This window comes from Rhizobium sp. BK456, assembly GCF_014194045.1.
GTDB classification, from domain to species: domain Bacteria; phylum Pseudomonadota; class Alphaproteobacteria; order Rhizobiales; family Rhizobiaceae; genus Rhizobium; species Rhizobium redzepovicii.
This window is the reverse complement of record NZ_JACIAO010000018.1, coordinates 61,647-79,091: the sequence shown is the minus strand read 5'-3', so window position 1 is coordinate 79,091 and position 17,445 is coordinate 61,647. Positions and strand designations below refer to the sequence as shown.

Here is a 17,445-nt window from a genome sequence, read left to right as displayed (position 1 = left end):
CATATAGATGGTAACGCGATCGCCCTTCTTGACGCCATGCTTCTTCAACACGTTCGCCATCCGGCAGACATGTTCGTAGAGCTCGTTATAGGTGACCTTCTTGTCGATATAGGGATTGTCGCCCTCCCAGATGATCGCTACCTGGTCGCCGTTGGTCTTGAGATGCCGGTCGATGCAATTATAGGAGACGTTGGTCTGCCCGTCTTCGAACCACTTGATCGAAACCTTGCCGGTAAAGGACGTGTTCTTGACCTTGGTATAGGGCTTGAACCAGTCGATCCGTTTGCCGTGTTTGCCCCAGAACTTGTCCGGGTTCTCGACGCTTTCCTCGTACCATTTCAGGTACTTTTCCTTATCGATCAGGGCGCGCGCCTTCACCGGCTTCGTGACCGGATAGATCTTCTCCGACATGCAACTCCTCCTCATGGGACATGCGACGGGCTGCCTGAGTTTAGGGCCCGGATTTCAAAACACGGCAATTCATAGCAGCTCGCATCGTGGCGGCAATTAGACAAAGGTCATTTCATTCCGGAAGAATTGCAATTCTGCGACAGTGCGGTTATATAGCGCCATATTTCCCGGACATTGTGGTGACAATCCACGGACCGCGACCGGCGCGGACGATAGAAGGACTATATCCATGGCTCAAACACTGCTCATGCCGAAGGCGACCGCCATCTGGCTTGTCGACAACACGGCACTGTCTTTCGATCAGATCGCGCAGTTCTGCAAACTGCATCCACTCGAAGTCAAGGCGATCGCCGATGGCGAAGCCGCGCAGGGCATCAAGGGCCTCGACCCGATCTCGACCGGACAGCTCTCCCGCGACGAGATCGCCCGCGCCGAAGCCAATCCGAACCACAAGCTGAAGCTTTCCGAACCGAAGGTGCGGGTGCCGGAATCCAAGCGCCGCGGCCCGCGTTATACGCCGGTTTCCAAGCGTCAGGACCGTCCGAACGCCATTCTCTGGCTCGTTCGCAACCATCCGGAGCTGAAGGACGCGCAGATTTCCCGCCTCGTCGGCACGACGAAATCCACCATCGAGCAGATCCGCGAGCGCACCCACTGGAACTCCGCCAACCTGGCGCCGATGGATCCGGTAACGCTCGGCCTTTGCAGCCAGATCGATCTCGACATGGAAGTGGAAAAGGCTTCCAAGGGCCGTCCGTTGCCGACCGCCGCCGAGCTTGGCGCGACGCTCCAATCGGCCCAGGAAACCGAGCGCCTGACCCCGAGCTACGAGCGCGAGGAGGAAAAGGAAAAGGAAATCGATGCCGACGCCGTCTTCCGCAAGCTGAGTTCGTTGCGCTCGGCGCCGAAGGACGAGGACGACGACGATCAGTACTGAGAGATCGACGATCTGATAAAAAACCCCGCCGGTATGAGCTGACCGGCGGGGTTTTTTGTTGCGGATTAGCTGCGGAACAGGGTGAGGATGTTCTGCGCCGAGCTGTTGGCGATCGACAGCGACTGGACGGCGAGCTGCTGCTGCGTCTGCAACGCCGACAGCTTGCTCGATTCCTCTTCCATATCGGCATCGACCAGGCGGCCAATGCCGGAGTCGATCGAATCGTGAAGACCGCTGACGAAATTTTCCTGCAGCTGGATACGGGTCGAGATTGAGCCGAGAGCCGAGCCGGCGGCCGTCATGGCACCCAAAACCAGTTCGACGCCGGTCAGGGCTGAATCGAGCTGGCCCTGGGTGAAACCGGTAATATCGAGATCATAGATCGACGCCATGACGATGAAGGTGCCGCCATAGGTTCCGTTGAAGGCCGTGCCGATGATCCCGCTTGATGTCTCGATCGCACCGGTGCTCGTCATGCCGAAGAGCACATTTCCAAGCGAGCCCGAATCGAGCACATAGTCCGTCGTCTTGACCGAGACGGCATTGCTGCCATCACGCACGAAGGAGGAAACCACGCTCTTCGTGCCGTCGGCGCCGGCGACCCAGTTTTCACCGGAGAAAGACGCCGATTGGGCGATGCTGAGCAGCTGTTCCTGCAACTGATCGAGCTCCTGCTGGATCTTCGTCTTGTCGACGCCCTTTTCCGTGGCGGCAACGATCTTCGCCTTGATATCACTGACGATGTCGAGCGCGCTGTCCATGGCCGAATAGGCGGTGTCGACCTTGGCCGCGCCAAGCCCGAGCGCGTCGGAGACGGCCGAAAGCGCCTTGTTGTCAGAACGCATGGTCGTAGCAATCGACCAGTAGGCAGCATTGTCGGCTGCCTTCTCGACACGATAACCCGAGGAAACGCGACCCTGGGTGTCCTTGAGGCTGTCGTTTACGCCGCGCAAAGTCTGCAGCGCTGCCATGGCAGCGTTGTTGGTAAGGATGCTTGTCATGATCCGTTCCACAATCTTTGGAGAAAGGGCATTCCGGACTACAGCGCCGCGCGTCTTTCAGACGCGCAAAGGACGCTGTAGCACTTCAACTGCTGCATAATTTTGCCCTTAAATCGATTCCGATTTAAGGAATTATGCAGTAGGCCGGTAACGGCGACCGCGTCATGCAAAGCCTGCTATACAAGCCATTGCCGTTAACAAACCCTTGCATCACATGGTTAACAATTCCTCAATTGGGCTTAAGGAATGTGTAATTTCACATCGGCAGAGAGCCCAAACCACGCCGGCGCAGCGCCTCGGCAATTTCCTCCAAAATCGTTGGATCATCAATAGTTGCGGGCATTTTCCAAGGTATGCCGTCGGCGATTTTCTGCATCGTGCCGCGAAGGATCTTGCCGGAGCGCGTCTTCGGCAATCGGTTAACGGTGATGGCCATCTTGAAGGCGGCGACAGGCCCGATCTGATCGCGAATCATCGCCACCACCTCTGATTCGATCGCCGTCACCTCGCGCAAAACATTCCGTTTCAGCACCAGGAATCCACATGGCACCTGACCCTTCAACCTGTCGATCACGCCGATGACCGCGCATTCGGCGACATCGGGATGACGCGCGCAGACTTCCTCCATCGCCCCGGTGGAAAGCCGATGACCGGCGCAATTGATGATGTCGTCGGTGCGCGACATGATGAAGAGATAACCGTCCTCGTCGATATAGCCGGCATCGGCCGTCTTGTAGGTGCCGGGAAACTCGTCGAGATAAGCCGACCGGAAACGGTCGTCCGCATTCCAGAGGGTCGGCAGGCAGCCCGGCGGCAAGGGAAGCCGTATGACGATATTGCCGAGCGTTCCCGCCTCGATCGGATGGCCGGCATCGTCGAGCACGGCGATATCATAGCCGGGCATTGGCAGCGCCGGCGAACCGTGCTTGACGGGAAGGGCGCCGAGGCCGAGCGGATTGGCGGCAATCGGCCAGCCGGTCTCCGTCTGCCACCAGTGATCGATGACCGGGATGGCGAGCATGCGCTCCGCCCATTTCAGCGTCTCCGGGTCCGCCCTCTCACCGGCGAGAAACAGCGCCCGCAGATCCGGCATGGGATACCGCCGCATCAGTTCCCCGTCGCCATCCTCCCGGCGGATCGCGCGGAACGCCGTCGGCGCGGTGAAGAGCACCCGCACGTTATATTCCGATACAACGCGCCAGAACGCGCCGGCATCCGGGGTGCCGACCGGTTTTCCCTCGAAGATCAGGGTGGTGACGCCCGAGATCAGTGGAGCATAGACGATGTAGGAGTGCCCGACGACCCAGCCGATATCCGAAGCCGTCCAGAAGACCTCACCCGGCTTCAAGCCGTAGATATTCCGCATCGACCAGTTGAGCGCGACCAAATGACCGCCATTGTCGCGCACGACGCCCTTCGGCTGGCCGGTGGTGCCGGAGGTGTAGAGGATATAGAGCGGGTCGGTTGCCTTGACTGGAACACAGGCGATCTCGGCTCCGCGATGCTGCGCCACCGCCGCCTCGAAATCCTGATCGCGGCCGCTGACGAGATCCGCCCGGAGTTCCGGCCGCTGCAGCACCAGACAGCGCTCCGGCTTCGAGCGCGCCAGCATGAGCGCCTGGTCGACAAGGGGCTTATAGGCGACGATGCGGCCGGGCTCGAGCCCGCAGCTCGCGGTGATCACCAGCTTCGCGCCGCAATCATCGATGCGGGCAGCGAGCTCGCTGGCGGCAAAACCACCGAAGACGACGGAGTGAACCGCACCGATGCGGGCGCAGGCGAGCATCGAAAACACCGCCTGCGGGACCATCGGCATATAGAGGATGACGCGATCGCCTCCGGCGATCCCGAGGTCAAGCAGCGTCGCGGCGATGGCCTTCACTTCGTCAAGGACTTCGTCGTAAGTGAAACGGCGCTTCTCGCCGGTCATCGCACTGTCGAAGATAACCGCCGTCTCGCCACCGCGCCCGGCAGTCACATGACGGTCGAGGCAATTGTGGCAGGTATTGGTTTCAGCTCCTGAGAACCAGCGGCCATAGACGCCTTCATCGGGCGAAAATACCCGCGCCGGCGGTTTGAACCAGTCGATATCGGCGGCGGCTTCGCGCCAGAAGGCTTCGGGATCCCGTTTCCAGGCAGTATAAGCCTGATGATAGCCGTTCTGCATCTGCTCCTCCCCAGGATATGCAAGCCTCGATCTCAATCTAGGCGGCAGTGGGGGGAACGGGAAGCCCGACCAAAGCAGAGTATCAGCGGGCGCCGAAAATTGCCGATCCCACGCGCACGCTGGTGGCGCCGAAGGCGATCGCTGTCTCGTAATCGCCCGACATGCCCATCGACAGTTTTTCGACGCCGCATTTCGACGCGAGCTTTGCCAGCAGGGCAAAATGCGGTCCGGGATTTTCCTCGGCCGGCGGAATGCACATCAGACCTTCGATCGGAAGACCGAGCTCGCCACGGCAAAGCGAGACGAAGGCCGGCGTGTCGTCAGGGGCAATGCCGGCCTTCTGCGGCTCGAGCCCGGTATTGACCTGGACGTAAAGCCGCGGCCTCCTGTCTTGCCGCTTCATCTCCTCGGCAAGGGCGCGGGCAATCTTTTCCCGATCGACGGTCTCGATCACGTCGAAAAGCGCCACCGCGTCCGCCGCCTTGTTCGATTGCAGCGGCCCGATCAGATGCAGTTCGATGTCGGGATGTTCGGCTTTCAGCGCCGGCCATTTGCCTTGGCTTTCCTGCACCCGGTTCTCGCCGAAAATGCGCTGCCCGGCTTCGATTGCCGGTCGGATCGCCTCTGCCTCGAATGTCTTCGACACCGCGACGAGCTGAACGGAACCCGCAGGACGGGCTGCCTGGCGTTCACCAGCCGCAATCCGCGACCGCACGTCGTTCAAGCGCTCTTGAAGTTCCATCGTTCTGCCTCGACATACCAGCATGAAAGGATTGGCAATGAACTAACCAGCCATTCTGTGCTTGCCAAGACCCGCTCTCGCGAAATCGCTTAGCCCAGGACGAAGATCGGCCGCTTGCAGCGCCTGCAAAACTTGACGCTACCGTGGTTTCATGGTGAAGGTCTCGACCAACCTCCCCTGATTTTCCGGAATTTCGAATACCATGGCCACCGAACGTTATAATCCGCGCGATGCCGAGCCCCGCTGGCAGCAGAAATGGAATGAAGACAAGGTCTTCGAGACCGACAATTCAGATCCGCGCGAAAAATATTACGTCCTCGAAATGTTTCCCTATCCGTCGGGGCGCATCCACATGGGCCATGTCCGCAATTACGCCATGGGCGATGTCGTCGCCCGCTACAAGCGCGCCCGCGGTTACAACGTGCTGCATCCGATGGGCTGGGACGCTTTTGGCATGCCGGCGGAGAACGCCGCCATGGAGCGCGGCGTGCACCCGGCCTCCTGGACCTACCAGAATATCGGCTCGATGAAGGCGCAGTTGAAGGCCATGGGGCTTTCGCTGGACTGGAGCCGCGAATTCGCCACCTGCGACGTCGAGTATTACCAGCACCAGCAGCATCTCTTCCTGGATTTCCTGGAGAAAGGCCTGGTCTACCGCAAGCAGTCGAAGGTCAACTGGGATCCGGTCGACAATACCGTGCTCGCCAACGAGCAGGTGATCGACGGCCGCGGCTGGCGGTCCGGCGCGCTGGTCGAACAGCGCGAACTGACGCAATGGTTCTTCAAGATCACCGATTTCAGCCAGGATCTGCTCGACGCGCTGGATACGCTCGACCAGTGGCCGGAAAAAGTGCGCCTGATGCAGAAGAACTGGATCGGCCGCTCGGAAGGCCTGACGATCCGCTGGGAGATCGTGGCGGAAACGGCACCCGCCGGTGAATCCGAGATCACCGTCTATACGACCAGGCCGGACACGCTCTTCGGCGCCTCCTTCCTGGCGATTGCCGCCGATCATCCGCTGGCAAAGGATGCTGCCGCAAGGAATGCCGAGATCGAGGCCTTCTGCGAGGAATGCCGCCGCGCGGGTACCTCGCTCGCCGCCCTTGAGACCGCCGAGAAGAAGGGCATGGATACCGGCATCCGCGTCCGCCATCCGCTCGATCCATCCTGGGAGCTGCCCGTCTACGTCGCCAATTTCGTGCTGATGGATTACGGCACCGGCGCGATCTTCGGCTGCCCCTCAGGCGACCAGCGCGACCTTGATTTTGCCCGGAAATATGGCCTTCCGGTCGTGGCCGTCGTCATGCCGAGGGATGGCGATGCGGCGAGCTTTTCCGTCGGCGACACGGCCTATGACGGCGATGGCGTGATGATCAATTCGCGCTTCCTCGATGGCAAGACGACCGAAGAAGCCTTCAATATCGTGGCCGACCGGCTGTCGGCCGCTTCGCTCGGCAATGCGCCGCAGGGTGAGCGCAAGGTCAATTTCCGTCTGCGCGACTGGGGCATTTCCCGGCAGCGTTATTGGGGCTGCCCGATCCCTGTCATCCATTGCGATGATTGCGGCGTCGTGCCGGTGCCGAAGAAGGACCTGCCGGTCAAGCTGCCCGACGACGTCACCTTCGACCAGCCGGGCAATCCGCTCGACCGCCATCCGACCTGGCGGCACGTCTCCTGCCCGACCTGCGGCAAGGACGCCCGCCGCGAAACGGATACGATGGACACATTTGTCGATTCGAGCTGGTACTTCACCCGCTTCACCGCGCCCTGGGAAGGAAAGCCCACCGATCCTCAGGCGGCTAACCGTTGGCTGCCGGTCGACCAGTATATTGGCGGCATCGAGCATGCGATCCTGCACCTGCTCTATTCCCGCTTCTTCACCCGCGCCATGCGCGAAACCGGCCATGTCGGCGTCACGGAGCCCTTCAAGGGCCTGTTCACCCAAGGCATGGTGGTGCATGAAACCTATAGCCGCGGTGCCGGCGGCAGCCGCGAGTGGGTAGCGCCGGCCGACATCCGCATTGAGGAGATCGACGGCAAACGCCGCGCCCTTCTGCTGACGACGGGTGAGGAAATTGCCATCGGCTCGATCGAGAAGATGTCGAAATCGAAGAAGAACGTTGTCGATCCCGACGATATCATCGCCTCCTATGGCGCTGATACCGCCCGTTTCTTCGTTCTGTCCGACTCTCCGCCGGAGCGTGATGTCATCTGGTCCGAAGCCGGCGTCGAAGGCGCCCATCGTTTCACCCAGCGCCTGTGGCGGCTGATTTCCGAAGCTGCGGCTGCGCTTTCCGCCGTCGCGCCTGCGCCGGCAACCGAGGGGGAAGCACTGTCGATCTCGCAGGCCGCCCACAGGACCCTGAAGGCTGTCGAGAACGATTATGACAAGCTCTGGTTCAACAAGGCCGTTGCCCGTATCTATGAACTGGTGAACGCGCTGGCGGCGCCGATGACGAGGGTTGCGGCGGGCGAGGGTGATACCACCTATCGGGCGGCAGTGCGAAATGCCGCAGAGATCCTGATCCAACTCGTCGCGCCGATGACGCCGCATCTGGCTGAGGAATGCTGGATGGCACTCGGCAATGAAGGGCTGCTTGCCCGGACCGGCTGGCCGCAATACGACGAAACGCTCGTCATCGAAAATGATGTCGTCCTGCCGGTCCAGATCAACGGCAAGAAACGCGCTGAATTGACAATTTCTCGCGACGCAGATCAGAATGCCGTGACCAACGCCGTGCTGGATCTGGATGCGGTGAAGAACGCGTTGAACGGACAGGCACCGAAGAAGATCATCGTGGTTCCCCAAAGGATTGTGAACATTGTCGTCTGATATCGCTTGCAAGCTGGCTCGCAACGCCGGCATCGCCATGATCCTTGCCTCCGCGGCTTTTCTCTCTGCCTGCCAGGTCCGGCCGCTTTATTCGGAAAGTTCCGGTCTCACCGAAAAGCTTGCCGCGGTCGGCTTTTCCCCGGCGGGCAGCCGGATCGAGCAGCAGGTCCGCAATCATTTGATCTTCATGGCGTCGCGTGGTGCCGGCGAACCTGAAAAACCGGATTATCAGGTCGACTTGCACGTCACTTCATCCGTGGCCGATACGCTGCTTACAGATTCAGCCGATACGTCGCGTGCCGGTCGCGTCACCGTCAGCGTTACCTACACGCTGCGCGCGGCAACCGATAACCATGTCATCAAGGCCGGCAGCCGCTCGACCACGGCACTGGTGGATTTCCCTGACCAGGAGTTCGCCAAGCAGCGGGCAATCCGCGATGCCCAGAACCGCGCGGCCGACCAGGTGGCGGAATTCGTCGGGGCCGATATCGCCGCTGCGCTCAGCCGCTGAGGGCGGGGATGTGGCGGAGATCAAATCCCACGAATTCGAAACCTTCCTGCAGAAATCGGCGCGGAACTATCGGATCTTCGTCATTTATGGGCCCGACCGCGGTCTGGTGTCCGAACGGGCCGCTCAGCTGGCCGGTAAGACCGCTGTGGCCCTTGATGATCCCTTCTCGCTGACCAAACTCGATATCGGCGACCTGCAGAAGGATCCCGGACGGTTGGTCGACGAGGCCCAATCTATCGGATTGTTCGGTGGTGAGAAGTTGATCTGGATCCGCGGCGCCGCCAATGAGAAATATCTTGTCGACCCCTTGGCGCTGCTGGCCGAAAAGCCACTCGAAGCCACCCATCTGATCGTCGAAGCCGGCGATTTGAAGAGGGGTTCGCTGCTGCGCAAGACGGCTGAGAGCGCGCGGTCGATCATGACGATCCCGTCTTATGCCGATGACAGTCGCGCCTTGAACACTCTGATCGATGCCGAATTGAGTGCGGAAAAGCTCGGCATCACGCCGGCCGCCCGCCAGGCGCTGATCGCCTTGATCGGCGGCGACCGCATCGCTTCACGCAACGAGGTACGCAAGCTCGCGCTCTATTGCCGTGGTTTCCCGACGGTCGAAGAACATCACGTTACCGAAATAATCGGCGACGCCAGCGCGATCTCCGTTGACGATGCCGTCGACGCCATTTTAAGTGGCGATCTCAACGGTTTTCTGCACGCAATGCAGAAGATCAGCAGCTCTAAAACCGCGATCTTTCTTGTGTTGCAAGCATGCCTCAAGCAGTTTCAGCTTCTCGATACAATGCGGGCCGAAATGGAAGAAAAACGCCTGCAGGCGCCTCAGATCATGCAGACGATGGGCCGTCATTTGCATTTCCGCCGCAAGCCGATTATCGAACAGGCGCTGCGCCAGTGGACCGCGGAAGCCATCGCGCGTGAATCCAATCGTCTGCAGGCCGCCATTCTGCAAAGCCGCCGGCGACAGGTGCTGGAAGATAGCGTTGCGATGCAAACGCTTTTGTCCACGACCCTTCAATCCGGCCGCAAATCCGCCTGACCAAAACCCCGTCAATACATGGCGTTATCCCGGAACTGGTGCGCAGTTCCGGCAACTTGCATTAACGCCTTTCGAGCAAACGGCAGATTTCTTCAAGCTGCTCCAGTGACTTGTACGAAATTTTGATCTGGCCACCGCTTGTCTTGTGATTGATCGCAACATCGAGACCGAGTGCATCGGACAGCGTCCGCTCCAAGGCCAGCGTGTCTGAATCCTTCTGATCTCGCCGCGAGGCGGCCAGCTGCGGCTCGGATTGAGCTTTGATATTGTTTTGCGCCAGCTTTTCCGCATCGCGCACCGACATGCCTTTGGCAACGATGGTGCGAGCAAGACCCGCTGGATCCGGCGTCGAAACCAGTGCGCGCGCATGCCCGGCGGACAAGCTGCCGGCGGCCAACAGATCACGAACCGGATCGGGCAGTTTCAGCAGCCGCAGCGAGTTTGCAACATGGCTGCGGCTCTTGCCGATGATTTCGCCGAGGTCGTTTTGCGTATAACCATATTCCGCGATCAGCTGCTCGTAACCCAGGGCCTCTTCGAGTGGATTGAGATCGGCGCGCTGTACGTTCTCGACAATGGCGATCTCCAGCGCCGTCTTGTCATCCACGTCCCGGACAATAACAGGGATCTCGATCAGCCCAGCCAGTTGGGCGGCGCGCCAGCGTCGCTCGCCGGCGATGATCTCGTATCGGTCGCGGTCCATCGTCCGCACGACGATCGGCTGCACGATGCCGTGCTGTCGAATGGAGCTGGCGAGATCGTGCAGTTCGGTATCATCGAAGAAACGACGGGGATTGCGCGGATTGCGGCTGACGAACTCGATCGGGATCATTCTGTCGGCACTGATCGTCCGCTCGGCTTCCACCGGAACAGGCTGATCCATTTCACCAATCAGCGCCGCAAGGCCGCGGCCCAATCGCCTTTTCGATACATCGTCATTCATGATCCAAACTCACCCCTGCAATAATAACTACGCTGCCAGCCTCTGGCGCTCGCGTTGAATGACCTCCGACGCAAGCTGCAGATAGGCCTGGCTGCCGGCGCATTTCAGATCATAGAGAATGGCCGGTTTGCCGTAAGAGGGCGCCTCGGAGACCCGTACGTTGCGCGGAATTAACGTGTGGTAAACCTTTTCGCCGAGATGTGTGCGCACATCGTTGACCACTTGCTGGGCAAGATTGTTGCGCGCATCGAACATCGTCAAGACGATTCCCTGAATATCCAGGCGCGGGTTAACCGTCCGGCGAACCTGGCTGACGGTCTCGAGCAATTGGCTTAACCCCTCCAGGGCGAAGAATTCACACTGCAGCGGTACCAGCACCGAATGGGCCGCCGCCATCGCATTCATTGTCAGCAAGTTGAAGGAGGGTGGGCAGTCCAGGAGAATATACGAAAATGCCATGGCTTCGGGCGACGACAGCGCCTTGCGCAATTTGAAAACCCGATCGCTCTGCTGTGAAATCTCCATCTCGACACCGAGCAGATCCATCGTCGAAGGAACGATGAAGAGATTGGGCACGGCGGTCTCGAGTGTCACTTCGGTGATTCCGTGCTCGCCAATCATCAAGTCGTAGGAGGAGAGCTTGCGATCTCGACGGTCGATGCCGAGGCCAGTGCTGGCATTTCCCTGCGGATCGAGATCGACGATCAGGACACGCTCGCCAATAGCAGCGAGCGCCGTTGCCAGATTGATAGCGGTAGTCGTTTTGCCAACGCCACCCTTTTGATTTGCGATGGTGATAATCCGATGTCGTTCGCCAGCCATTGCCGCAATATCCGATCTGTTAAACCAAGCGCCGGAGATTCGATATTTCCAGAATGACAGATTCCTGCTCGACGGCGCTACTATGTTCTAACAGATCGAATTCCCACCGACCACGTGCTTTGTCGATTTCCCTCAGGTAATCCCGGCCTTTATGAAAAAAGCCGCGGCAATCTTTTTGGCCCAGCATCCAGTGAGCAGAATATCCGAGCAGTCCGTCAAGGTCGGCGAGCGCCCGGGCCGAAATCGCCCCGCATCTACCGATCTCTGCATGGGCATCTTCGATCCGGGTGCTGTGCACGCTCCCGCGAGCATTGGTCTCCCGCAACGCCGCCCGGAGAAAGGCGGCCTTCTTATGATTGCTCTCGACCAGATGCACCCATCCATCCTGCAGCTCGGCCAGAAAGATCGCCGTAATGACACCGGGAAAACCGCCGCCGCTTCCGAGGTCGGCCCAGATAACCGGCTTGGGATGGATTTGAAACACTTGGCTGCTGTCGGCGATGTGCCGGTTCCAGAGATCGTCGAGTGTCGACGGCGCCACCAGGTTGATGGTTTTTGCCCACTTCTGAAAGAGCGTCGCGAAGTGTTGAAGCCGTTCCTGTGTTTCACGTGAAACACGTAAGCCGTTTAATTCCATTCTCACTCTCAATATCTTGTATCTAGGCGCTATATCGCTCGGAAGTGTTGCGTCGACGCAGATGCACGAGCAATAGTGCGATGGCCGCAGGCGTCATTCCTTCCACGACCGCGGCCTGGGCAATATTGAAAGGCCGCGCAGCGCCGAGCTTTGCCTTAAGCTCGTTCGAAAGCCCGGAAAGCGCCGCATAGTTGAAATCAGACGGGATATGCCGTTCCTCGTCGCGCTGCTGATCGGCAATCGCCGCGGCCTGCCGATCGAGATAAACTGAATAGCCCGCTTCGATTTCCAATGCCTCTGTGACTTTTTTGGAAATCGTTCCAAGCTCCTCAGGCCACACTTTTTGCAGGACATCGAAATCATAGTTCGGATAGGAGAGCAGGTCATAGGCCGTTCGACGCTGGCCGTCGAGATTGATGTTCAAACCGACGCGACGCGCCTCGTTCGGCGTCACCGTTAATGACTGCAGCAGCACCCGACCCGCTTCGATCCCTGTCTGATATCGTGTGAATCGCCGTTCTCGTTCACCGCTCACACATCCGAGCTGTATCGCCAACGGCGTCAGTCGCATATCGGCATTGTCAGCCCTGAGCGTCAGCCGATATTCCGCACGCGATGTAAACATTCGATACGGTTCCGTAACGCCGCGGGACGTCAAGTCATCAATCATCACCCCAATATAGGAATTCGTGCGGCTGAAATGAAACGGATCCGAATCGCTGCTTCGCAACGCAGCATTCAGCCCCGCGGCCAAACCTTGGGCGGCCGCCTCCTCGTAACCCGTGGTGCCATTGATTTGACCCGCGAGAAACAGACCTCTCAGCCGTTTGACCTCAAGCGAGCGCGTCAGCTCCCTCGGATCGACATGATCATATTCGATCGCGTAACCCGGCTGAATAATTCTCGCCCTCTCGAGACCGGGAATCGTCTTGATGAATTCAGCTTGGACCTCTGCTGGCAGAGATGTTGAGATCCCATTCGGGTAGACGGTATCATCGTCCAAACCTTCAGGCTCAAGAAAGACCTGATGTCCGTCCCGCTCTCCGAACTTGACCAGCTTGTCTTCGATCGACGGACAATAGCGCGGACCCACGCCTTCGATCTGGCCGGAATACATGGCCGACCGCATGATGTTGTCAACGATGATGCGATGTGTCGCCTCGGTGGTCCGGGTGACCCCACATTCGATCTGCGGAGTGGTAATCGCATCGGTCATCAGCGAGAAGGGGGTAAGCTCCTCGTCGGCCCCCTGGCGACCAACGGCCTGCCAGTCGATGGTCTTTCCATCCAGTCGCGCCGGTGTCCCGGTCTTCAGCCGTCCCAGCCGCAATCCAAGCCTGGCCAGGGTAGCCGACAGCCCGATCGACGGTGCTTCGCCCACGCGGCCAGCCGGCGTCTTTTCTGAACCGATATGAATGAGGCCGCGAAGAAAGGTGCCGGTCGTCAGAACAACGGCCGCCGCTCCAAGCACGCGACCATCATGCATGATCACCCCGGCCACGCGGCCATCGACGACCTTCAGATCAAAGGCGTCACCTTCGACGATATCCAAACCGGCAGTGGATTCGATCGCCGCCAACATCGCCAGACGATAAAGTTTTCGATCGGCCTGGGTCCGCGGTCCGCGTACGGCCGCGCCTTTTTTCTTGTTCAGCATCCTGAACTGGATACCGGCGACATCGGCGACGCGCCCCATGAGCCCGTCCATCGCGTCGATCTCGCGAACCAAATGGCCCTTGCCGAGCCCGCCGATTGCCGGATTGCAGGACATCACCCCGATCGTATCGCGTCTATGTGTCACCAAAGCGGTTTTGGCGCCAAGGCGCGCGGCCGCACTGGCAGCTTCCGACCCCGCATGGCCACCACCGATCACAATGACATCATAGACATTATCGGTCATACGATACTCCAAATCTACCCGTCGTTTCAGGTGAAGCCGCGGCATAAACCCCGGTGTTTCACGTGAATCACTTGCCGATACAAAACTCTGAGAAGATCACGCCGAGCAGCTGCTCGACATCCACTCTGCCGGTGATTCTGCCCAAATAGTCCGCAGCAATGCGAAGCTGCTCGGTCCGCAGCTCCAGATTGACATCTGTCGCCGAAATGGCGTTGTCAAGCGCCGCCAAACATTTCGCTAGCGAATCCTTATGCCGCTGGCGGCTTGGGATTGCCATGGACAGGCCGGTAAACCGCGTGCCGACGCTGTTGCCGATCACCTGCCGCAATTCCGACAAGCCGTCACCTGTTGTCGTCGATATCTGCAGGTCGTAATGACCCGAGATCACATCCACAAGATCCTTCTTCGTGCCGACAGTAACATGTGGCGCAGCCTGGTCCAAGTCGTCAGGGAGCAGGGGGTTCGTCATGTCGACCAGCAGCAAGACGAGATCGGCATCTCGCAGCGCGACACGGGCGCGCCGCACGCCCTCCATCTCGACCCGGTCATCCGCCTCGCGAAGACCCGCCGTGTCATAGAGCTTGATCAGGTAACCATCAATATCCAGATCGACCTGAAGGACATCGCGGGTGGTTCCGGCGATATCCGTGACAATCGCCACCTCGCGTCGTGCGAGAGCGTTCAGCAGGCTGGATTTCCCCGCATTCGGTGCCCCGGCGATGACCACCTTGAAGCCGTCCCGGATAATCTCTCCCGCCGACGCTGCCGACAGGTGCTGCCCGATATCATCGCGCAGCCGTTCCATGTCAGCCCAGACGATGTCGGATACCGAGCCTGGAACATCATCCTCATCGGGAAAATCAAGTTCCGCCTCGATCAGCGCGCGTGCACGCGTTAATCGTTCCGCCCACGAATCGTAAATCAGGGAAAGACCGCCAGCACTCTGTTCGACCGCAAGGCGCCGCTGCATCTCGGTTTCTGCGCCGATAAGATCGGCCAGGCCCTCAACCTCAACGAGATCAAGCTTGCCGTTTTCAAAAGCGCGGCGGGAGAACTCGCCCTCAACCGCCATTCGAACGCCCGGGATTTCATTAAGGGTCTCAAACAATGCCGCCAGCACAGCTTTGCTGCCGTGCAGCTGCAGTTCGGCGACATCTTCGCCGGTAAACGAGCGTGGCCCAGGGAAAAACAGTACGAGGCCGCTGTCGATCTGGCGGTTGTTACGAGTCCGAATCGTTCGACGCGCTGCATATCGGGCTGTCGGAACCGATCCGACGAGGGTAGCCAATATGTCCTTGGTCAACGGGCCGCTGATTCGAACGACCGACACACCTGAGGGTGTGGCACCGCTCGATAGCGCATAGATCGTGTCATACAGCATGGCCATATCGCCTGTTTCGGTTCGACCCCGAATCGATCCTGCCAAACAGAAAAGCTGGCGACATCGTCGGATGCCTCCAGCTTCTATAGGATGAATCCGGCTAAGGATTATGTATTCATCGAATCGAAGAAGTCGGAATTGTTCTTCGTCTGCTTCAGTTTGTCGATCAGGAATTCGATCGCATCGGTCGTACCCATCGGCGCCAGAATGCGACGGAGGACAAAGATCTTCTGAAGATCCTGGCGCGGAACAAGCAGGTCTTCCTTACGCGTGCCGGACTTCAGGATATCCATCGCCGGGAAGATACGCTTGTCGGCAACCTTGCGATCGAGGACGATTTCCGAGTTGCCGGTACCCTTGAACTCTTCGAAGATGACTTCATCCATACGGCTGCCGGTATCGATCAGCGCCGTGGCGATGATCGTCAGAGAACCGCCTTCCTCGATGTTGCGGGCCGCACCGAAGAAACGCTTCGGCCGCTGCAAGGCATTGGCATCGACACCACCCGTTAGAACCTTGCCTGAGGAGGGAACGACCGTGTTGTAGGCACGGCCGAGACGGGTGATCGAATCGAGCAGGATGACGACGTCGCGGCCGTGCTCGACAAGGCGCTTCGCCTTTTCGATGACCATCTCCGCCACCTGGACGTGACGCACCGCCGGTTCGTCGAAGGTCGAGGAGATGACCTCGCCGCGAACGGAGCGCTGCATGTCGGTCACTTCCTCGGGTCGTTCATCAATCAGAAGAACGATGAGATAGCATTCCGGATGGTTTGCCGTGATCGAATGGGCGATATTCTGCAGCAGCACGGTCTTACCGGTGCGGGGCGGCGCGACGATCAGTCCGCGCTGGCCCTTGCCGAGCGGCGCCACCAGGTCGATGACGCGCGGCGACAGATCCTTGGAAGTGGGAATCTCGAGTTCCATCTTGAAGCGCTCGTTCGGATAGAGCGGCGTCAGATTGTCGAAATGTACCTTGTGACGGATCTTTTCCGGATCGTCGAAATTGATGGTGTTGACTTTCAGCAGCGCAAAATAGCGCTCGCCTTCTTTTGGTCCGCGGATCGGTCCTTCGACCGTATCGCCTGTTTTGAGCGAGAACCGGCGAATCTGCGAGGGGGAGATATAGATGTCGTCCGGACCCGGCAGGTAGTTTGCATTGGCCGAACGCAGAAAACCGAAACCATCCTGCAGAACCTCGACGACCCCTTCGCCGATAATTTCGACATCCTGGCTGGCAAGCATTTTGAGGATCGCAAACATCAGCTCCTGCTTGCGCATCGTGCTGGCATTCTCGACCTCGAGCGATTCGGCGAAAGCCAAAAGATCCGTCGGGGATTTGCTTTTAAGTTCCTGAAGCTTCATTTCAGCCATGAAGTGACCAATACTCTTTTCAATTTTGAAGGGGAAAGGCGATGTTGGGTCGTATTCGGTACTGCGAAAGGGCTCGCAGACGACTGAACTCTACACACATGCCACGTAGATGAGTTGCGCGGAAAATAGCGACTCGCAATCGCCGCCGCAAGAGGGCTGCTTAAAATGAAGCAAATTTAACCTCAGGGCGATTTTCCCCTCAGAACGGCTTCACCACGACGAGAATCACGATCACGATCATCAGCAAGGTCGGCGCCTCGTTCATGAAGCGCCAATAGCGCGCGGAGCGGCGATTTTCATCTCGCTCGAAGGCTCGGACCGCCCGGCTGAAAAACATATGAACACCGGTCAGCAGCACGACGAGGCCGATCTTAGCATGCAGCCAGCCGCCCTGGAATCCATAGACCGACCAGGCGAGATAGAGGCCGAAAAGCCATGTCAGCATCATCGCCGGCGTCATGATGATCCGAAGCAGCCGGCGCTCCATCACCTTGAAGGTTTCCGATTGCACCGAGCCCGGTTCGGCATCGGTGTGGTAGATGAACAGCCGCGGCATATAGAACAACCCGGCCATCCAGGAAATCACCGCGATGATGTGGAGCGCCTTGATCCAGAGGTAGAGATTATCAGGGTTCCAGGCGAAAAGCCCGACCGCCATCAGCGCGAAGAAAACCAGCGCAAAATGGGCGCGCCGGCGGGCATAAGCGCCGGGTCTGCGATCGGTCTGCCTTTCCAT

Annotated in this window: 15 protein-coding genes; 4 read left to right on the top strand and 11 right to left on the bottom strand. The window is 59.1% G+C overall.

Features of this window, described 5'->3' with window-relative positions:
- A partial coding sequence (locus tag FHX03_RS32860; protein ID WP_183857342.1) for an acetyl-coenzyme A synthetase N-terminal domain-containing protein occupies positions 1-411 on the bottom strand: 411 nt, incomplete at its 3' end.
- Positions 412-640: 229 nt separating this feature from the next.
- Here FHX03_RS32860 and FHX03_RS32855 point away from each other — a divergent pair.
- Positions 641-1,348, top strand: a complete 708-nt coding sequence (locus FHX03_RS32855) for a DUF1013 domain-containing protein (protein WP_003589549.1) — start codon at positions 641-643, stop codon at positions 1,346-1,348.
- Positions 1,349-1,413: 65 nt separating this feature from the next.
- Here the strand turns inward: FHX03_RS32855 and FHX03_RS32850 are convergent, their stop codons facing one another.
- From FHX03_RS32850 to FHX03_RS32840, 3 genes are all read right to left on the bottom strand, one after another.
- Positions 1,414-2,349: a flagellin gene (locus FHX03_RS32850; protein WP_183857339.1), complete on the bottom strand. Its 936-nt coding sequence runs from the start codon at positions 2,347-2,349 to the stop codon at positions 1,414-1,416.
- Between the two features lie 256 nt (positions 2,350-2,605).
- Complete coding sequence (locus FHX03_RS32845; RefSeq protein ID WP_131710934.1) at positions 2,606-4,516, bottom strand: propionyl-CoA synthetase; 1,911 nt, start codon at positions 4,514-4,516, stop codon at positions 2,606-2,608.
- An 82-nt stretch (positions 4,517-4,598) separates the two neighbouring features.
- Positions 4,599-5,258 (bottom strand): YggS family pyridoxal phosphate-dependent enzyme, encoded by a 660-nt coding sequence (locus FHX03_RS32840; RefSeq protein WP_183857337.1) that lies wholly within the window; start codon positions 5,256-5,258, stop codon positions 4,599-4,601.
- A 202-nt stretch (positions 5,259-5,460) separates the two neighbouring features.
- Between FHX03_RS32840 and leuS the strand changes: the two genes are divergently transcribed.
- From leuS to holA, 3 genes are read left to right on the top strand one after another with little or no spacing between them, the layout of a single operon-like run.
- Entirely contained in the window at positions 5,461-8,091 is a 2,631-nt protein-coding gene (gene leuS, locus FHX03_RS32835; protein ID WP_183857335.1) for a leucine--tRNA ligase, read from the top strand.
- Positions 8,081-8,602, top strand: a complete 522-nt coding sequence (gene lptE / locus FHX03_RS32830) for an LPS assembly lipoprotein LptE (RefSeq protein ID WP_054185489.1) — start codon at positions 8,081-8,083, stop codon at positions 8,600-8,602. Before leuS ends, lptE begins: the two co-directional genes overlap by 11 nt.
- A gap of 10 nt (positions 8,603-8,612) precedes the next feature.
- Entirely contained in the window at positions 8,613-9,653 is a 1,041-nt protein-coding gene (gene holA, locus FHX03_RS32825; RefSeq protein WP_183857334.1) for a DNA polymerase III subunit delta, read from the top strand.
- A 61-nt stretch (positions 9,654-9,714) separates the two neighbouring features.
- On the opposite strand, the gene FHX03_RS32820 is transcribed toward holA, so the two are convergent.
- The 7 genes from FHX03_RS32820 to hemJ form a co-directional block, all read right to left on the bottom strand.
- Positions 9,715-10,596: a ParB/RepB/Spo0J family partition protein gene (locus FHX03_RS32820; protein WP_003589542.1), complete on the bottom strand. Its 882-nt coding sequence runs from the start codon at positions 10,594-10,596 to the stop codon at positions 9,715-9,717.
- Positions 10,597-10,623: 27 nt separating this feature from the next.
- Positions 10,624-11,418, bottom strand: a complete 795-nt coding sequence (locus FHX03_RS32815) for a ParA family protein (protein ID WP_097625088.1) — start codon at positions 11,416-11,418, stop codon at positions 10,624-10,626.
- Between the two features lie 19 nt (positions 11,419-11,437).
- Complete coding sequence (gene rsmG, locus FHX03_RS32810; protein ID WP_183857332.1) at positions 11,438-12,055, bottom strand: 16S rRNA (guanine(527)-N(7))-methyltransferase RsmG; 618 nt, start codon at positions 12,053-12,055, stop codon at positions 11,438-11,440.
- 22 nt (positions 12,056-12,077) lie between these two features.
- The gene (mnmG, locus tag FHX03_RS32805) at positions 12,078-13,955 is read right to left on the bottom strand and encodes a tRNA uridine-5-carboxymethylaminomethyl(34) synthesis enzyme MnmG (protein ID WP_183857330.1); all 1,878 of its coding nucleotides are present in this window, start codon (positions 13,953-13,955) and stop codon (positions 12,078-12,080) included.
- 67 nt (positions 13,956-14,022) lie between these two features.
- Entirely contained in the window at positions 14,023-15,342 is a 1,320-nt protein-coding gene (mnmE, locus tag FHX03_RS32800; protein ID WP_183857328.1) for a tRNA uridine-5-carboxymethylaminomethyl(34) synthesis GTPase MnmE, read from the bottom strand.
- A gap of 101 nt (positions 15,343-15,443) precedes the next feature.
- Entirely contained in the window at positions 15,444-16,709 is a 1,266-nt protein-coding gene (rho, locus tag FHX03_RS32795; protein WP_003589536.1) for a transcription termination factor Rho, read from the bottom strand.
- 199 nt (positions 16,710-16,908) lie between these two features.
- Entirely contained in the window at positions 16,909-17,445 is a 537-nt protein-coding gene (gene hemJ / locus FHX03_RS32790) for a protoporphyrinogen oxidase HemJ (RefSeq protein ID WP_097625092.1), read from the bottom strand.